Raw genomic sequence first — 17701 nt, forward strand, 5'->3', positions numbered from 1 at the left:
GTTGCTGCAGGGCGCGCGGTCAAGAATGGCATTTGGCTGCATTTTCGCCATTTTTAACCGCCACCACCTTGAGCAATCCTGCCTGCGGCGCCTACTATCTTGTGAGTGCCAGAAGATCCGAACGATTGCAATCGTCCAGTGGTCGAAGTGGGCAACAGGTGGCGTAGAGGATTCTGTGCCGGATAAACCACCATCGGTTAAGGTATGGGTCTGCCGAGAAGACCTGCGAGGAGTAGTGATGAGCGAAGCGCTGACCATCCATCATGACCAGGCCGGTCATCAGTTCGAGACCAGCGTGGACGGTCATCGTGCCTATCTGACGTACATGGACCTGGGCAAGCAGACGCTGGACATCTATCGCACCTTCGTACCCAACGCCCTGCGCGGCCGCGGGATTGCTGCCGCCCTGACCGAGCGGGCCCTGGAGTATGCTGAGCAGATGGGCTACACGGTGATTCCGTCCTGCTCGTACGTGGAACGCTACATGGAGCGCCAGCAGCGGCATTCGAGCAAGGTCTGATTCTGTATAAAAAAGCGGGGCCGCTTCGCGCCCCATCGCGACACAAGGCCGCTCCTACAGGAAATCGCATAACCCTGTAGGAGCGGCCTTGTGTCGCGATGGGGCGCGAAGCGGCCCCGCTCTTTTATTGCATCAGCCGCGCTTACGCTGCGGCAGCACATCCTTAAGCTTGGCACGCATGCTGCGCAGGGTCTTCTCGGTAGCCGACCAGTCGATGCAGGCATCGGTAATCGACACGCCATACTGCAGCTCGTCCAGGTTCTTCGGAATCGACTGGCAGCCCCAGTTCAGGTGGCTCTCGACCATCAGGCCGATGATCGACTGGTTGCCTTCGAGGATCTGGTTGGCGACGTTCTCCATCACCAGTGGTTGCAGGGCCGGGTCCTTGTTGGAGTTGGCGTGGCTGCAGTCGACCATGATATTGGCCTTGATCTTGGCCTTGGCCAGGTCCTGTTCGCAGAGGGCGACGCTGACCGAGTCGTAGTTCGGCTTGCCGTTGCCGCCGCGCAGTACCACGTGGCCGTACGGGTTGCCCTTGGTGGTGACGATCGACACGCCGCCTTCCTGGTTGATGCCGAGGAAGCGGTGCGGCTTGGATACCGACTGCAGGGCGTTGATGGCAACGGTCAGGCCGCCGTCGGTGCCGTTCTTGAAACCGACTGCCGAGGACAGGCCCGAAGCCATCTCGCGGTGGGTCTGCGATTCGGTGGTGCGGGCGCCGATGGCCGACCAGCTGATCAGGTCCTGCAGGTACTGCGGGGAAATCGGGTCGAGCGCTTCGGTGGCGGTCGGCAGGCCCATTTCGGCCAGGTCCAGCAGCAGCTTGCGGCCGATGTGCAGGCCATCCTGGATCTTGAACGAGTCATCCAGGTACGGGTCGTTGATCAGGCCTTTCCAGCCGACGGTGGTACGCGGTTTTTCGAAATACACGCGCATGACCAGGTACAGCGTGTCGGACACTTCCTCGGCCAGCACTTTCAGGCGCTCGGCGTACTCGTGGGCGGCCTTGATGTCGTGGATCGAGCAAGGGCCGACCACGACGAACAGGCGATGGTCCTTGCCGTCGAGAATATTGCGCACCACTTCACGGCCGGCAGTCACGGTCTGCAGGGCCTTGGCGCTGAGGGGGATTTCCTTCTTGAGCTGATCGGGTGTGATCAGGGTCTCGTTGGAGGCAACGTTCAAGTCATCGATCGGTAAATCAGCCATCGTGTTACTCGTCAGGTCACGGGTGCCGGCCGCCAACTATCCCCGTGCGGCCCAGCAGCAAGAATAATCGCAGCGGGGAGCCGAACCTTAGCGCGTTACAGGTGGCGCGACAATGGGCTGGGCCCAGTCCGTGTGGGGTTTTTCCGAGATGGCAGGTGTTTGCCGAGCATGGGCTGCCCAGCGCCGCGCAACCTGTGTAAAAAGAGGGCTGACATTTACCAGGAGATCGGCATGCATCCGCACACACCACGTATCGGCATCATCGGCAGTGGCGCCATCGGCGGCTTCTATGGGTTGATGCTGGCCCGGGCCGGCTTCGATGTGCATTTTCTTTTGCGCAGCGAGTACGAGGTTGTCCGCAAGCAGGGGTTGACCCTGGAAAGTGCCGAGCATGGCAAACTGCAGACAAAGGTGCAGGCCTATTCCAGTGCCGCCGGCATGCCGCCCTGCGACTGGCTGCTGGTGGGTGCCAAGGCCACCAGCAATGACCAGTTGGCGCCGCTGATCGTGCAGGCGGCTGCACCGGGCGCCAAGGTGGTGCTGTTGCAGAATGGTCTGGGCGTGGAGGAGCAGTTGCGTCCGGCCTTGCGCAGCGACATGCACCTGCTCGGCGGCCTGTGTTTCATCTGCGTCAACCGCCAGGCGCCCGGCGTGATTCGCCACCAGGCCCTGGGCGCGGTCAACCTCGGCTACCACAGCGGGCCGGCAAACGATGGCGGTGCCGCGCTGGTCAATGAGGGTGCTGAGCTGTTCCGGGCTGCGGGCATCGACTCGCAGGCCATGCCCGACCTGGCCCAGGCACGCTGGCAGAAGCTGGTATGGAATGTGCCCTATAACGGCCTGTCGGTGCTGCTCGGAGCCAGCACCACGCCGTTGATGGCCGACAGTAATGGCCGTGCCCTGATCCAGGCCTTGATGGCGGAGGTAGTACAAGGCGCGGCGGCATGTGGCCATGTGTTGCCCGAGGGATATGCCGAGCACCTGTTCCAGGTGACCGAGCGCATGCCCGACTACTGGCCCAGCATGTACCACGACCATGTCCACAAGCGCCCGCTGGAGCTGCAGGCCATCTATGCCGAGCCGTTGGCACAGGCGCGTGCGGCAGGCTGCCACTTGCCGCGCATGGAGATGCTGTATCAGGCGCTGGCTTTCATCGACCGGGGCCAACAGCCCCGCTGAGGGTGGCTCTGGCCCCGTCGGGGCGCTCCAGCCCGCATCGGCAGCGCGCCGGACGGCAAAGCGTGCGTCCGGCGCGCTGCTAAGCTGAAGCTTGCTCTGCCGCAGCGGCAGTCGAGGAGGTCGAATGATCCACTCCATGCTGTATGCCACCGACCTCGGTGTCTACGCCCCTTTTGTCATGCAACACGCGCTGGCGCTGGCGCGCACATTTGGCGCCGAGTTGTATGTGATCCATGCGGTGGAGCCCATGGGCCAGTTCGCTGAATCTCTCCTGCAGAGCTACCTGGATGAACAGACGCTCGACCAGTTGCACAGCCAGGGGGTGAATACGGTGATGGCCAATATCGAGCAGCGTGTGCTGGAAAACTTTCGCGACGAACTTGGCGAGGAGGCTGACCTGGCAGTGATCAAGGCAGTGCGGGTACGCCAGGGCGACCCAGCGCAGGTGATCCTCGACCAGGCACAGCGGCTGAGCGTCGATCTGCTGATTTTCGGTAGCCATAGTGCCGGCGCCGGCGTGGATGTGCCATTGGGGCGCACAGCGGTACGGCTGCTGCAGCTGTCGCCGGTACCGGTATACATGGTGCCGCTGGCGCAGCATTTGGGGCGTAGGAAAGCATGAAGATGGCCGTAGGCCATTTCGGGGTGGTATGTAACAAAATAGTTCTAGATTTATTTCCAGAACCACTAATATAGTTATATATCGTCGCCGCCTGCTGCCGCGGACTCATCGCTGAACCGAGGGAAACCTATGAAGCTTCAACAACTGCGCTACATCTGGGAAGTGGCGCACCATGACCTCAACGTCTCCGCGACGGCGCAGAGCCTGTATACCTCCCAGCCAGGTATCAGCAAGCAGATCCGCCTGCTCGAGGATGAACTGGGTGTTGAAGTCTTTGCCCGCAGCGGCAAGCACCTGACCCGCGTTACCCCGGCCGGTGAGCGCATCATCAATACCGCCGGCGAAATCCTGCGCAAGGTCGAAAGCATCAAGCAGATTGCCCAGGAGTTCTCCAACGAGAAGAAGGGCACGCTGTCCATCGCCACCACCCACACCCAGGCGCGTTATGCCTTGCCGCCGGTGATCAGCAACTTCATCAAGCAGTACCCGGAAGTGTCCTTGCACATGCACCAGGGTTCGCCCATGCAGATTGCCGAAATGGCTGCGGACGGTACGGTCGACTTTGCCATCGCCACCGAGGCGCTGGAGCTGTTCGGCGACCTGATCATGATGCCGTGCTACAAGTGGAATCGCTGCGTGGTAGTGCCGCAGGGCCATCCGTTGACCAAGCTGCCAAAGCTTACCCTGGAAGCGGTCGCCGAATACCCGATCGTTACCTACGTGTTCGGTTTCACCGGGCGTTCGAAGCTGGACGAAGCGTTCAACCACCGCGGCCTCACGCCGAAAGTTGTGTTTACCGCGGCTGACGCCGACGTGATCAAAACTTATGTGCGCCTGGGGCTGGGCGTGGGAATCGTCGCCAAGATGGCGGTGGATACCAAACTCGACAGCGACCTGGTGGCCCTGGATGCCAGCGAGCTGTTCGAAGCCAGCATTACCAAGATCGGCTTCCGCCGCGGCACTTTCCTGCGTGGTTTCATGTGCGACTTCATTGAGAAGTTCGCCCCGCACCTGACCCGTGAAGTGATGGCCAAGGCCATTCAGTGCCATAACAAGCAGGAGCTGGAAGATCTGTTCGAAGGCGTCGAGCTGCCGGTGCACTGATCCGGAATTGCAGGGGGCCGCTTTGCGGCCCATCGCGACACAAGGCCGCTCCTACAGGAGATCACATTCCCCTGTAGGAGCGGCCTTGTGTCGCGATGGGCTGTGAAACAGCCCCGGCTATTTCAAGCCTTGCTGATCAGGTTGCCCGCGTGCAACCCGCATTCCTTCTGCGTCGACTCTTCCCACCACCAACGCCCTTCGCGCTCATGCTGGTTTGGCAGCACCGGGCGGGTGCAGGGCTCGCAGCCGATGCTGATGAAGCCGCGCTCGTGCAGGCTGTTGTACGGCAGCTCCAGCATGCGGATATAACCCCACACCTCCTCGCTAGTCATCTGCGCCAGTGGGTTGAACTTGTACAGGGTGCGTTCGGGCGTGGAGAACGCGCTGTCGATTTCCACTGCAGCCACCTGGCTGCGGGTGCCCGGGCTCTGGTCGCGGCGCTGGCCGGTGGCCCAGGCGCTAACGGTGGCCAACTTGCGACGCAGCGGCTCGATCTTGCGGATGCCGCAGCACTCGCCGTGGCCGTCCTTGTAGAAGCTGAACAGGCCCTTTTCCTTGACGAACGGGTCGAGTTTGGCGCGGTCGGGGCTGAGGATTTCGATCGGCAGGTTGTACTGCTCGCGGACCTGGTCGATGAACCGGTAGGTCTCCGGGTGCAGGCGGCCGGTGTCGAGGCTGAACACCTTGACCTGCTTGTTCAGCTTCCAGGCCATGTCCACCAGCACCACGTCCTCGGCGCCGCTGAAGGAGATCCACAGGTCATCACCGAAGTGCTCGAAGGCAAGCTTGAGGATGTCCTGCGGGGACTTGTTGGCATAGGTCGCGGCCAGGGCGGCGACGTCGAAGGGTTGGCTCATCAGGCGGTTTCCATCTTGGCTGTGGCGCTGTGCGCTCGTAGTGAGGTGATGGTAACAAAAAATGCCGGGTTAGGCGGGCCTGGAGTCGGTGGCGCCTGCTCCCACAGGTACAGCACACATCTGCCAGTTGTGGGTGCGGGCGAGCCCGCGAAGCAGGCGTCGCCGATCACAAGCCCTGCAAGGTCTCCATCAACACCCGCACCTTGGCAATCGACTCTTCATATTCGGCCTGCCACTCGGAGTCGGCCACCACCGCGCCGCCGCCCCAGCAACTGACCTGCCCACCCTTGACCAGCAGGCTGCGAATGGCAATCGAGCTGTCCATCTCGCCGCGCACATCCACGTAGAGCAGTGAGCCGCAGTACAGCGCCCGGCGTACCGGCTCCAGTTCATCGATGATCTGCATGGCGCGGATCTTCGGCGCGCCGGTGATCGAACCGCCGGGGAAGCTGTCGCCGATCAGGTCAAGGGCGTCCTTGTCGCTGGCCAACTGGCCGGTGATGCTGCTGACCAGGTGGTGCACGTTGGGGTAGCTCTCCAGGCTGAACAGCTCCGGCACCTTCACCGAGCCGATCTCGCAGGTACGCCCCAGGTCGTTGCGCAGCAGGTCGACGATCATCAGGTTTTCCGAGCGATCCTTGGGGCTGTGCAGCAGTTCCTCGGCATTGCGCATGTCTTCTGCCGGGTTGCTGGCGCGCGGGCGGGTGCCCTTGATCGGCCGGGTTTCCACCTGGCGCTGGCTGACGCGGATGAAGCGTTCGGGCGAAAAGCTCAGCAGGGCGCTGCCGTCGGCCAGTTGCTGGTAGCCGGAGAAGGGGGTGGGGCAGGCTTTGCGCAGGGCCTGGTAAGCGTGCCACGGGTCGCCCTGGCAGGGCGCGCGGAAGCGCTGGGTAAGGTTGATCTGGTAGCAGTCGCCGGCCTGGATGTAGCGCTGCACCTGGTCAAAGGCGGCCTTGTACTGCTCGGGCTGCAGGTCGCCGGCCATCGGCGCGAGTAGCTGGAAGCTGCCGCTTTCCGCGTTGTCGACACCTTCGAACAGGGCGATCAGGCGTTCCCGTTCGCTGTCCGGCAGGCTCGGGTGGAACACCAGTTGGCTGGTCGCGCACTGGTGGTCGGTCACCAGCGCCCAGGCATACAGCCCCAGTTGCGCGTCCGGTAGGCCAAGGTCGTCCACGGCCAGGCTGGGCAGGTGTTCCAGGCGGCGGCCGAAGTCATAGCTCAGGTAGCCGATCAGGCCGCCGGCAAACGGCAGCTCGCTGCCTGCGGGCAACTGCGCATGGCCCAGCTGTGCCAGGCCGGCGCGCAGGCGCTGGAGGAAGGTGCGGCCATCTTCGTCGGGCTGCGCCTGCAGGTGTTGCAGCGGCCAGGCGCTGAGCAGGTCGAAGCGCCCGCGTTCGGCGCCGGGGCGGGCGCTGTCCAGCAGGATCGCACCGGGGGCCTGGCGCAGGCGGGCGAAAAAGGCGGCAGGGTCGGGCTGGTAGGGCAGGGGGTGGAGCGTACAGGTCGGCATCAGTGTGGACGGCGATGTAAAAGCGAGGAGAGCGATTGTAGACCTGTGCAGGAAATGCGCCTAGCGCTGGGCGCGACATTCAACATTGTGTTTGGCGCCGGGGGGCTGCTTTGCAGCCCATTCGCAGCACAAGGCTGCTCCTGCAGGAGATAGCGTAAACCTGTAGGAGCAGCCTTGTGCTGCGAATGGGCCGCAAAGCGGCCCCCCGGGTTGCTAGCGCGGATGCACGTGCCCGAACAAACCTTGCGATACTCGCACGCGCTGTTCGGCATCTTCGCTGATGCCATCCTTGGCCAGCGCTTCCAGGTGCGCCTCGATGGCGTGGGTGCGCTGGGTCAGGCCGCAGTCGTTGGCGATCTGGATGTTCAGGCCCGGGCGGGCGTTGAGTTCGAGGATCAGCGGCCCCTTGTCCTGGTCCAGCACCATGTCGACACCGATGTAGCCCAGGCCGCACAGCTCGTAGCAGCCGGCCGCCAGCTTCATGAAACCGTCCCAGTTCGGCAACTGCACGCCATCCACCGCATTGGTGGTGTCCGGGTGCTTGCTGATGATGTTGTTCAGCCAGGTGCCGCGCAGGGTAACGCCGGTGGCCAGGTCGACACCCACGCCGATGGCGCCCTGGTGCAGGTTGGCCTTGCCGCCGGACTGGCGGGTCGGAAGGCGCAGCATGGCCATCACCGGGTAGCCCATCAGCACGATGATGCGGATGTCCGGCACGCCTTCGTAGCTGATGCTCTTGAAGATCTGGTCGGGGGTGACCCGGTACTCGATCAGTGCGCGGTCGCGGTGGCCGCCCAAGGAGTACAGGCCGGTGAGGATGCTCGAGATCTGGTGTTCGATCTCCTCGTGGCTGATGATCTTGCCCGATACCGTGCGGTAACGGTCCTCGAAGCGGTCGGCGATCACCAGGATGCCGTCACCGCCAGCGCCCTGCGCCGGCTTGATGACGAAATCGTTGCGCCCGCCGATGATCTGGTCGAGCTTCTCGATCTCTTTCTCGGTCTCGATGATGCCGTACATTTCCGGCACATGGATGCCGGCCGCCAGGGCGCGCTCCTTGGTGATGATCTTGTCGTCGACGATCGGGTACAGGTGGCGCTTGTTGTACTTCAGCACGTAGTCCGCGTTGCGCCGGTTGATACCCATGATGCCCCGGGCCTCCAGGGCTTTCCACGTCTTGATCAGGCCAAACATCAGGCGTCAGCCTTCTTCAGGAATGCCTTGAAGCGCACGAGCTCGGTCAGGCGGTAGCCGCGGTAGCGACCCATTGCCAGCATGAAGCCCACCAGGATCAGCAGCACGGCCGGGAAGGTGAACACGAAGTACACCAGCTCCGGCACCATCATCAACAGGTGCGCCAGGGAAGCGGCGAACAGGGTGCCGATGGCCACTTTCATGGCATGGCCGCCGCCACGCTCTTCCCAGGTGATGGACAGGCGCTCGATGGTCATGGTCAGGATCACCATCGGGAACAGCGCTACCGACAACCCGCGCTCCAGGCCCAGCTTGTGGCTGAACAGGCTGATGGCGGCAATCAGCACCACGACGAAGGTCAGTACCACAGACAGGCGTGGCAGCATCTGCAGCTTCAGGTGTTCCAGGTACGAGCGCAGCGACAGGCCCAGGGCGGTGATTACCGTGAACAGCACGATACCGAAGCCCAGCTGGGTCTCGCGGAAGGCCAGGGCGATCAGTACCGGGGTGAAGGTACCCAGTGTCTGCAGGCCGACCAGGTTGCGCAGCACCAGGATCACCAGCACACCGATCGGGATCATCACCATGATCATGAAGGTTTGCTGGGTCTGCAGCGGCAGGCCGTACAGCGAATATTCTAGGAAGTCGGCGTCGGTATTCTCGTCGGTCAGCTTGGCCAGACGGATGGCGTTCATCTCGCTGTTGTTCATGCTGAAGGTAACGTTGGCCTTCTTGCCGCCATCGACGGTGATCAGGTTGTCGTCACCGGTCCACCACAGCAGGCGATCGCTGGGCAGGCCCTGCTCGCCGGTGTCCGGGTTGAAGTACAGCCAGTCGGTACCGTTGAAGCTGCGCAGCCACAGTTCCGGGGTTTGCGGGGTGTCGGCCACCAGGCGGATGGTGTGCACCTTCTCCATCGGTACGTGGGCGATCGACAGCAGCAGGTCGATGACCTGGGCCTTCTTCATGGCCGAGGTGTCGCCGGCCAGCAGAAGCTTGACGTTGTCGTCGTTGAGGTTGTTGACCCGCTTGATGGTCTCGCTGACGAAGGTCTCGACGTCGGCCGAATGCTGGCGGATCGGCGCCATCAGGGCCTCGGCGGCGATCTTTTCGGGGCCTTCCACTGCCAGGCTGTCACGGAAGGTCGGGCCTTTGACCGTGGTCTTCTCGTTGCTGTAGCGCTTGGTCAGCACCAGGCGGTAGTAGAGGGTCTGGTTGCCGCTGGCGCGGCGGGCCGACCAGGTAACCTTGCGGTTGCCGTCGGCACGGTTGACGCTCACCCCGTAGTTGTTGGAGATGAAGCTCTCGTTGAGGCTGACGTAGTCGCGGTTCAGCGGTGGCACGAACATCTGCACCTTGACCGGGTCCTTGGTGCTGGCCACGAACTCGACCTTGGCGTCGATGTTCCACAGGTCGTCGGTTTCATCCTCGGTTACCGGGATGCCGAGTACGAAGATCTGATAAGCCGTGACCGCCACGCCCAACAGCACCAGCACGGTGATCAGGACTTTCAGATGGAGGGTAAGAGAGCGCATCGGGATTACTCTGCTTTGGGAGCGTCGGTGGCACAGGCAGGTTTGCCGGCCGCGTATTTAAGGCTTGGGTCGACCAGCGCGTCGAAGTGCTTGAGCGCCTCGGAGCCGATCAGCAGCGGGAACTGGAAGGCGCTGCGGTCGGTGAGGTTGACTTCGATGGTGCGCATGGCCTGGCCCATGCAGATTTCAAGTTCGATGACCGGGCGCGCGGTGTAGGCCTTGCCCGATTCAGCATCATAGTCGCCGGCCCGGCGCTTGATCTTGCTTACGCGTGCCAGCGGGCGTTCGATAGGGTGCGAATGGGCGGCGTCGATGGCCAGGTAGAAGCGCACCCAGCTTTCGCCGTTGCGCTTGAAACGCTTGATGTCGCGGGCGCTGAGCGACGCGGTCTTGGCGCCGGTGTCGAGCTTGGCGGCCACTTCCAGGTCCAGGTCGCCCAGGCGTGCATATTCGTTGAGACCGTACACGGTCTTGCCTGCGGCCTGGCCAAGGGCCGGCAGCAGGGTGAGGCAGAGCAGCAATGATGCGGGTGTAAGTCTCATATTCCTGGCGCGGTGCAGTGCAAGGTTCGGGGCTGTTTTCAAAGCCATGTTCAGAGCCGTGTTCAGGGCAAGGCGACTGGCAGCGACTGCGCAAGCTTCCTCGTTCATCTGTCAACAGCATGAATGGATGACAGACAGGCTATCCATACTCCATCGGAGGCGCGGCATTCTATCACGCCGGCGCCTTGACGCCAGCGGTGCGCGATCTGACAGCACCGGGCTGGCATTAGTTCGTTCTTAGACGATTGTCGACAATATTGATTTTGTCTTTGACTGCTTCGGTCTAATTCGCTAATTTCTGGCAAAGAGATTTTCAAGGTGTCGACAATATGCAGGACCTATCCACCCCCAGCCCGGTGCTGACAGACGAAACGGAAACCTTGTCCGAAAACGTCTTCCGGCGCATCCAGGCGGCCATCGTCAAGGGCGATATCGCCCCCGGCAGCAAGATTTCCGAGCCGGAGCTGGCGCGTACCTATGGCATCAGCCGCGGGCCGCTGCGCGAGGCCATCCACCGCCTCGAAGGCCAGCGCCTGCTGGTGCGCGTGCCGCATGTGGGGGCGCGGGTGGTGTCGCTCAATCATGCCGAACTGATCGAGCTGTACGAAATTCGCGAATCGCTGGAAGGCATGGCTTGCCGCCTGGCCGCCGAACGCATGAGCCAGGCCGACATCGACGAACTGCGCCGGGTGCTCGACACCCACGAGCGCGATGCCGCGTTCCAGGCCGGCCTGGGCTATTACCAGCAGGAAGGCGACTACGACTTTCATTACCGGATCATCCAGGGCAGCGGTAACCAGACCCTGGTCAAGATGCTCTGCGGCGAGCTGTACCAGCTGGTGCGCATGTACCGCATCCAGTTTTCCGCCACGCCCAACCGGCCGCGCCAGGCCTTTGCCGAACACCACCGCATTCTCGATGCCATCGCCGACCGTGACGGCGAGCTGGCCGAACTTCTGATGCGCCGCCACATCGGCGCGTCCAAGCGCAATATCGAGCGTCACTATCTGGACGCCCACAACAACAGCCCACGAGGTGAGAAATGACTGTGAAGAGCACCCCCGGTCAGCGTTTCCGCGACGCCGTTGCCGCTGAACATCCGCTGCAGGTGGTTGGCGCCATCAATGCCAATCATGCCCTGCTGGCCAAGCGCGCCGGCTTCAAGGCCATCTACCTGTCCGGTGGCGGCGTCGCCGCCGGTTCGCTGGGCCTGCCGGACCTGGGCATCAGCGGCCTGGACGATGTACTCACCGATGTGCGCCGCATCACCGACGTGTGCGACCTGCCGCTGCTGGTGGATGTCGACACCGGTTTTGGTGCCTCTGCCTTCAACGTCGCCCGTACCGTGCGCTCGATGAGCAAGTTCGGCGCTGCCGCCATCCATATCGAGGACCAGGTTGGCGCCAAGCGCTGCGGCCACCGCCCGAACAAGGAAATCGTCAGCCAGCAGGAAATGGTCGACCGCATCAAGGCCGCAGTCGATGCCCGTACCGATGACAGCTTCGTGATCATGGCGCGTACCGACGCCCTGGCCGTGGAGGGCCTGAACGCCGCCCTGGACCGCGCCGCCGCCTGCGTCGAGGCCGGTGCCGACATGATCTTCCCTGAAGCCATCACCGAGCTGCAGATGTACAAGACCTTCGCCGACCGGGTGAAGGCACCGATCCTGGCCAACATCACCGAGTTCGGCGCCACGCCGCTGTACACCACCGAGGAGCTGGCCTCGGTCGACGTGTCGCTGGTGCTGTACCCGCTGTCGGCGTTCCGCGCCATGAACAAGGCAGCCGAGAACGTGTACACCGCGCTGCGCCGCGACGGCACGCAGAAGAACGTGATCGACACCATGCAGACCCGCATGGAGCTTTACGATGCCATTGGTTACCACGCCTTCGAGCAGAGCCTCGATGCGCTGTTTGCCCAGAAAAAAGGTTGAGCCTGTGAGGGCCTCATCGCCGGCAAGCCGGCTCCCACAGGTACCGCACAAGGTTCGAGCCCTGTGCAGGACATTGTGGGAGCTGGCTTGCCGGCGATAGGGCCGATACAGCCACCCCCGAATTAGCCAGAAAGAATCCATAACAAGTTCAAGAAAGGAGAAACACCATGGCCGAAGCAAAAGTACTCAGTGGCGCAGGCCTGCGCGGCCAGGTGGCCGGCCAGACCGCGCTGTCGACCGTGGGCCAGGCCGGTGCCGGGCTGACCTACCGCGGTTACGATGTGCGTGACCTGGCAGCCGGTGCCGAATTCGAGGAAGTCGCCTACCTGTTGCTGTACGGCGAGCTGCCGAACAAAGCCGAACTGGCCGACTACAAGCGCAAGCTCAAGGGCCTGCGCGACCTGCCGCAAGCCCTGAAGGAAGTGCTCGAGCGCATCCCGCGTGACGCCCACCCGATGGACGTGATGCGCACAGGTTGCTCGGTGCTGGGTACCCTGGAGCCCGAACTGACCTTCGAGGCCCAGCGCGACAAGACCGACCGCCTGCTGGCGCTGTTCCCGGCGGTGATGTGCTACTGGTATCGCTTCACCCACGATGGCGTGCGTATCGACTGCACCAGCGACGAAGACACCCTCGGTGGCCACTTCCTGCACCTGCTGCACGGCAAGAAGCCGAGCGAGCTGCACGTCAAGGTCATGAACGTGTCGCTGATCCTCTACGCCGAGCACGAGTTCAACGCCTCGACCTTCACCGCTCGCGTCTGTGCCTCGACCCTGTCCGACCTGTACTCCTGCGTCACCGCTGCCATCGGCTCCCTGCGCGGCCCGCTGCACGGCGGTGCCAACGAGGCGGCGATGGAATTGATCGAACGCTTCCAGAGCCCGCAGGAAGCCACTGCCGAGCTGCTGCGCATGCTCGAGCGCAAGGACAAGATCATGGGCTTTGGCCATGCCATCTACAAAGAGTCCGACCCGCGCAACGAGGTGATCAAGGGCTGGTCGAAACAGCTCGCCGACGAAGTCGGTGACAAGGTGCTGTACCCGGTCTCCGAAGCCATCGACAAGACCATGTGGGAGCAGAAGCGCCTGTTCCCCAACGCCGACTTCTACCACGCCTCGGCGTACCACTTCATGGGCATCCCGACCAAGCTGTTCACCCCGATCTTCGTCTGCTCGCGCCTGACCGGCTGGGCGGCGCACGTCTTCGAACAGCGCGCCAACAACCGCATCATCCGCCCGAGCGCCGAGTATGTCGGCGTCGAGCAGCGCCAGTTCGTGCCGATCGAACAGCGCTGACAGGCCGTACCTGTGGGGGTCTGTTCCGGCCTCATCGCCGGCAAGCCGGCTCCCACAGGGACTGCACCAGCCTCAGGAGCAGTGCAATACCTGTGGGAGCCGGCTTGCCGGCGATGAGGCCGGAACAGCTGACACAGGGCTGCAACTAGAAAGCTATCCACGACCGTACCGTGACCGAGCCTGATAACGATATGAACACTGCATTCCGCAAGCACCTGCCAGGCACCGACCTGGACTACTTCGATGCCCGCGCGGCGGTCGAGGCCATCAAGCCCGGCGCCTACGATGGCCTGCCTTACACCTCTCGCGTACTCGCCGAGAACCTGGTGCGCCGCTGCGACCCGGCTACCCTCGACGCCTCGCTGGGCCAGCTGATCGAGCGCAAGCGCGACCTCGACTTCCCGTGGTTCCCGGCCCGCGTGGTGTGCCACGACATTCTCGGCCAGACTGCACTGGTCGACCTCGCCGGCCTGCGTGACGCCATTGCCGACAAAGGCGGCGACCCGGCCCAGGTCAACCCTGTGGTGCCGGTGCAGCTGATCGTCGACCACTCGCTGGCCGTCGAGTGCGGTGGTTTCGACCCGCAGGCCTTCGAAAAGAACCGCGCCATCGAAGACCGCCGCAACGAAGACCGCTTCCATTTCATCAACTGGACCAAGAAGGCGTTCAAGAACGTCGACGTGATCCAGCCGGGCAACGGCATCATGCACCAGATCAACCTGGAGAAGATGTCGCCGGTGATCCACAACGACCGTGGCGTGGCCTACCCGGATACCTGCGTCGGCACCGACAGCCACACCCCGCATGTCGACGCCCTGGGCGTGATTGCCATCGGCGTGGGTGGCCTGGAGGCCGAGAACGTGATGCTCGGCCGTGCCTCGTGGATGCGCCTGCCGGAAATCGTCGGCGTCGAGCTGACCGGCAAGCTGGCGCCGAACATCACCGCCACCGACCTGGTGCTGGCCCTGACCGAATTCCTGCGCAAGCAGAAAGTCGTCGGCGCCTACCTGGAGTTCCACGGCGAGGGTGCACGTGCCCTGACCCTGGGCGACCGCGCCACCATTTCCAACATGGCCCCGGAATATGGCGCCACTGCGGCGATGTTCGCCATCGACCAGCAGACCATCGACTACCTGCGCCTGACCGGTCGCGAAGAGCAACAGGTCAAGCTGGTGGAAACCTATGCCAAGGCCACCGGCCTGTGGGCCGACAGCCTGGGCGGTGCAGTCTACGAGCGCACGCTGAGCTTCGACCTGTCGAGCGTGGTGCGCAACATGGCCGGCCCGTCCAACCCGCATGCCCGCGTCGCCACCAGCGACCTGGCGGCCAAAGGCATCGCTGGCAGCTGGGAAGAAGTGCCAGGGCAGATGCCAGATGGCGCGGTGATCATTGCTGCCATCACCAGCTGCACCAACACCAGCAACCCGCGCAACGTGATTGCCGCAGGCCTGCTGGCGCGCAATGCCAACAAACTGGGGCTGGCCCGCAAGCCGTGGGTCAAGTCGTCGCTGGCGCCTGGTTCCAAGGCCGTGCAGCTGTACCTGGAAGAAGCCGGGCTGGAGAAGGAGCTTGAGCAGCTCGGCTTTGGCATCGTCGCCTTCGCCTGTACCACCTGCAACGGCATGTCCGGTGCCCTGGACCCGGTGATCCAGCAAGAGATCATCGACCGTGACCTGTACGCCACTGCCGTGCTGTCGGGCAACCGCAACTTCGACGGGCGCATCCACCCGTATGCCAAGCAGGCCTTCCTCGCTTCGCCGCCACTGGTAGTGGCCTACGCCATCGCCGGTACCATTCGCTTCGACATCGAGAAGGATGTACTGGGCGTGGTCGATGGCAAGGAAATCCGCCTCAAGGATATCTGGCCCAGCGACGAAGAAATCGACGCCGTGGTACGTGCTGCGGTCAAGCCGGAGCAGTTCCGCAAGGTGTACATCCCGATGTTCGCCATCGAGGAAGACCGTGGGCCGAAGGTGGCGCCGTTGTATGACTGGCGCCCGATGAGCACCTACATCCGCCGCCCACCGTACTGGGAGGGTGCCTTAGCCGGTGAACGGACCCTGCGCGGCATGCGCCCGCTGGCAGTGCTGCCGGACAACATCACCACCGACCACCTGTCGCCGTCCAACGCCATCATGCTCGACAGCGCTGCCGGCGAGTACCTGGCGAAGATGGGCCTGCCGGAGGAGGACTTCAACTCTTACGCTACCCACCGTGGCGACCACCTGACCGCCCAGCGCGCCACCTTTGCCAACCCCAAGCTGTTCAACGAAATGGTGCGCAAGGAAGACGGCAGCGTGAAGCAGGGCTCGCTGGCGCGTATCGAGCCGGAAGGCAAGGTCACCCGCATGTGGGAGGCGATCGAGACCTACATGGAGCGCAAGCAGCCGCTGATCATCGTCGCCGGTGCCGACTACGGCCAGGGTTCGTCCCGTGACTGGGCGGCCAAGGGTGTGCGCCTGGCCGGTGTCGAGGCGATCGTCGCTGAAGGCTTCGAGCGTATTCACCGTACCAACCTGGTGGGCATGGGCGTACTGCCGCTGGAGTTCAAGCCGGGCACCGACCGCAAGACCCTCGGGTTGGACGGCAGCGAGACCTATGACGTGCTGGGCGCGCGCACGCCCCGGGCGACGCTGACCCTGGTGGTTACCCGCGCCAACGGCGAGCGTCTGGAGGTACCGGTGACCTGCCGCCTGGACACCGCCGAGGAAGTGTCGATCTACGAGGCTGGCGGGGTGCTGCAACGCTTCGCCCAGGACTTCCTCGAAGCGACCGCCTAATTGCAGGGGGCCGCTTTGCGGCCCATCGCCGGCAAGCCAGCTCCCACAGGGATTGCACATCCTGCAGCCAGCTGGGTTCCTGTGGGAGCTGGCTTGCCGGCGATGGGCTGCATGGCAGCCCCGGGTTTTTATGCCTATCAGACAGGACAGCACATCCATGGCTCATGTACCGCAAGTAAAAATCCCCGCCACCTACATCCGTGGCGGCACCAGCAAAGGCGTGTTCTTCCGCCTGCAAGACCTGCCCGAGCAGGCGCAGATCCCCGGCCCGGCCCGCGACGCACTGCTGCTGCGGGTGATCGGCAGCCCCGACCCTTACGGCAAGCAGATCGACGGCATGGGCGGTGCCACTTCGAGCACCAGCAAGACCGTGATTCTGTCGCAGAGCATCAAGCCTGAGCACGACGTCGACTATCTGTTCGGCCAGGTCAGCATCGACAAGGCCTTCGTCGACTGGAGCGGTAACTGCGGCAACCTCTCCGCCGCGGTCGGTTCGTTCGCCATCAGCAGCGGCCTGGTCGACCCGGCGCGCATCCCGCGCAATGGCATCGCCACCGTGCGCATCTGGCAGGCCAACATCGGCAAGACCATCATCGCCCATGTGCCGATCACCGAAGGTGAAGTGCAGGAAACAGGCGACTTCGAGCTGGACGGGGTGACCTTCCCGGCCGCCGAGGTGCAGCTGGAATTCTTAGATCCGGCGGCCGATGAAGATGGCGACGGCGGGGCGATGTTCCCCACCGGCAACCTGGTCGATGACCTCGAGGTGCCGGGTGTCGGTACGTTCAAGGCGACCCTGATCAATGCCGGCATCCCGACCATCTTCGTCAATGCGGCGGATATCGGCTACACCGGCACCGAACTGCAGGACGCCATCAACGGCGATCCGCAGGCGCTGCTGCGCTTCGAGACGATTCGCGCCCATGGCGCCGTGCGCATGGGCCTGATCGACAACGTCGACCAGGCTGCCGGGCGTCAGCACACGCCGAAAGTGGCTTTCGTCGCGCCGCCGAGCACCTACACTGCGTCCAGTGGCAAAGCGGTGCAGGCAGGTGATATCGACCTGCTGGTACGGGCCTTGTCGATGGGCAAGCTGCACCATGCAATGATGGGGACGGCCGCGGTGGCCATCGGTACCGCGGCGGCCATTCCGGGCACGCTGGTCAACCTCGCCGCAGGCGGGGGCGAGCGCAGCGCCGTGCGTTTCGGCCACCCCTCGGGCACCCTGCGGGTGGGGGCCGAGGCGCGCCAGGTGAATGGTGAATGGACAGTGACCAAGGCAATCATGAGCCGCAGTGCTCGCGTGCTGATGGAGGGCTGGGTTCGCGTGCCTGGCGATAGCTTCTAACGCACCACTGGCGCTCGGCTTTAGTTCGTTGGGGCCGCTTTGCGCCCCTTCGCGGGCAAGCCCGCTCCTACAC

General features: G+C 63.5%; 15 protein-coding genes. 9 read left to right on the forward strand and 6 right to left on the reverse strand.

Annotation, left to right across the window (positions count from 1 at the left end; translation table 11 throughout):
* Positions 1 to 238: 238 nt before the first annotated feature.
* Positions 239 to 520: a GNAT family N-acetyltransferase gene (locus tag ACK56M_RS09710; protein WP_003259781.1), complete on the forward strand. Its 282-nt coding sequence runs from the start codon at positions 239 to 241 to the stop codon at positions 518 to 520.
* 132 nt (positions 521 to 652) lie between these two features.
* Here the strand turns inward: ACK56M_RS09710 and ACK56M_RS09715 are convergent, their stop codons facing one another.
* Positions 653 to 1729: a 3-deoxy-7-phosphoheptulonate synthase gene (locus ACK56M_RS09715; protein WP_013971901.1), complete on the reverse strand. Its 1077-nt coding sequence runs from the start codon at positions 1727 to 1729 to the stop codon at positions 653 to 655.
* Between the two features lie 231 nt (positions 1730 to 1960).
* Here ACK56M_RS09715 and ACK56M_RS09720 point away from each other — a divergent pair, with 231 nt between their 5' ends.
* The 3 genes from ACK56M_RS09720 to cysB all read left to right on the forward strand — a co-directional run bounded on the left by ACK56M_RS09720 (position 1961) and on the right by cysB (position 4634).
* Positions 1961 to 2908 (forward strand): putative 2-dehydropantoate 2-reductase, encoded by a 948-nt coding sequence (locus ACK56M_RS09720; protein ID WP_137138077.1) that lies wholly within the window; start codon positions 1961 to 1963, stop codon positions 2906 to 2908.
* A gap of 124 nt (positions 2909 to 3032) precedes the next feature.
* Positions 3033 to 3530 (forward strand): universal stress protein, encoded by a 498-nt coding sequence (locus tag ACK56M_RS09725; protein ID WP_015269711.1) that lies wholly within the window; start codon positions 3033 to 3035, stop codon positions 3528 to 3530.
* A 129-nt stretch (positions 3531 to 3659) separates the two neighbouring features.
* On the forward strand, positions 3660 to 4634 hold the full coding sequence (gene cysB / locus ACK56M_RS09730) for an HTH-type transcriptional regulator CysB (RefSeq protein ID WP_013971904.1): 975 nt from the start codon (positions 3660 to 3662) through the stop codon (positions 4632 to 4634).
* A gap of 122 nt (positions 4635 to 4756) precedes the next feature.
* On the opposite strand, the gene ACK56M_RS09735 is transcribed toward cysB, so the two are convergent.
* The 5 genes from ACK56M_RS09735 to ACK56M_RS09755 form a co-directional block, all read right to left on the reverse strand.
* A complete protein-coding gene (locus ACK56M_RS09735) occupies positions 4757 to 5491 on the reverse strand; it encodes a phosphoadenylyl-sulfate reductase (protein ID WP_015269712.1) in 735 nt (244 codons plus the stop codon).
* Between the two features lie 166 nt (positions 5492 to 5657).
* Positions 5658 to 7001: an aminodeoxychorismate synthase component I gene (gene pabB / locus ACK56M_RS09740; RefSeq protein WP_015269713.1), complete on the reverse strand. Its 1344-nt coding sequence runs from the start codon at positions 6999 to 7001 to the stop codon at positions 5658 to 5660.
* Positions 7002 to 7214: 213 nt separating this feature from the next.
* Complete coding sequence (locus tag ACK56M_RS09745) at positions 7215 to 8195, reverse strand: alpha-L-glutamate ligase-like protein (protein WP_013971907.1); 981 nt, start codon at positions 8193 to 8195, stop codon at positions 7215 to 7217.
* Positions 8195 to 9730: an inactive transglutaminase family protein gene (locus ACK56M_RS09750; RefSeq protein ID WP_013971908.1), complete on the reverse strand. Its 1536-nt coding sequence runs from the start codon at positions 9728 to 9730 to the stop codon at positions 8195 to 8197. Before ACK56M_RS09750 ends, ACK56M_RS09745 begins: the two co-directional genes overlap by 1 nt.
* A 5-nt stretch (positions 9731 to 9735) precedes the next feature.
* Positions 9736 to 10272, reverse strand: a complete 537-nt coding sequence (locus ACK56M_RS09755; RefSeq protein ID WP_023662146.1) for an ATP-dependent zinc protease — start codon at positions 10270 to 10272, stop codon at positions 9736 to 9738.
* Between the two features lie 329 nt (positions 10273 to 10601).
* Here ACK56M_RS09755 and ACK56M_RS09760 point away from each other — a divergent pair, with 329 nt between their 5' ends.
* From ACK56M_RS09760 to prpF, 5 genes are all read left to right on the forward strand, one after another.
* On the forward strand, positions 10602 to 11318 hold the full coding sequence (locus ACK56M_RS09760) for a GntR family transcriptional regulator (protein ID WP_013971909.1): 717 nt from the start codon (positions 10602 to 10604) through the stop codon (positions 11316 to 11318).
* Entirely contained in the window at positions 11315 to 12205 is an 891-nt protein-coding gene (prpB, locus tag ACK56M_RS09765; protein WP_003259689.1) for a methylisocitrate lyase, read from the forward strand. The genes ACK56M_RS09760 and prpB overlap by 4 nt, the downstream gene beginning before the upstream one ends.
* Before the next feature lie 167 nt (positions 12206 to 12372).
* A complete protein-coding gene (prpC, locus tag ACK56M_RS09770) occupies positions 12373 to 13500 on the forward strand; it encodes a 2-methylcitrate synthase (protein ID WP_015269714.1) in 1128 nt (375 codons plus the stop codon).
* A gap of 191 nt (positions 13501 to 13691) precedes the next feature.
* On the forward strand, positions 13692 to 16280 hold the full coding sequence (gene acnD, locus ACK56M_RS09775) for a Fe/S-dependent 2-methylisocitrate dehydratase AcnD (RefSeq protein WP_015269715.1): 2589 nt from the start codon (positions 13692 to 13694) through the stop codon (positions 16278 to 16280).
* Between the two features lie 157 nt (positions 16281 to 16437).
* A complete protein-coding gene (prpF, locus tag ACK56M_RS09780; protein WP_054572632.1) occupies positions 16438 to 17628 on the forward strand; it encodes a 2-methylaconitate cis-trans isomerase PrpF in 1191 nt (396 codons plus the stop codon).
* The last annotated feature ends 73 nt before the right edge of the window (positions 17629 to 17701 follow it).

It is taken from the genome of Pseudomonas sp. s4 (assembly GCF_046764235.1).
GTDB lineage: Bacteria > Pseudomonadota > Gammaproteobacteria > Pseudomonadales > Pseudomonadaceae > Aquipseudomonas > Aquipseudomonas asiatica.